At 64.0% G+C, this 278-nt stretch carries 1 pseudogene; it reads right to left on the bottom strand.

Annotated features, from left to right (window positions below):
* Window positions 1-278: pseudogene (locus EN804_RS36950) on the bottom strand (alcohol dehydrogenase); the annotation flags it as partial.

The raw sequence follows: 278 nt of genomic DNA, 5'->3' as shown, positions 1-278 counted from the left end.
TTTCCCTGAAGCTGTCCATGGCGGGCAAGGCAGCTGCGGCCTCGGTCAGGGAGATGTGGCGGCCGATCAGCTTTTCTGGCGCGAGCCTGCCGCTTTCGATCATAGCCAGCATATCGTCGTAACGCCACGCCTGCATGCCGTGACTGCCGTAGATTTCCAGCTCGTGGGCGATCACCCGGGCCATGGGGATGGCGGGCATGGCGTGGTCTGCCAGCATGAGGCCCACCTGCACGTGACGGCCGCGCCGACGCAGATTGCTGATGGAGTTGCAGCAGGTT

The organism is Mesorhizobium sp. M8A.F.Ca.ET.161.01.1.1, assembly GCF_004792105.1.
Lineage (GTDB): Bacteria > Pseudomonadota > Alphaproteobacteria > Rhizobiales > Rhizobiaceae > Mesorhizobium.
This window is presented reverse-complemented; position numbering and strand designations above follow the sequence as displayed.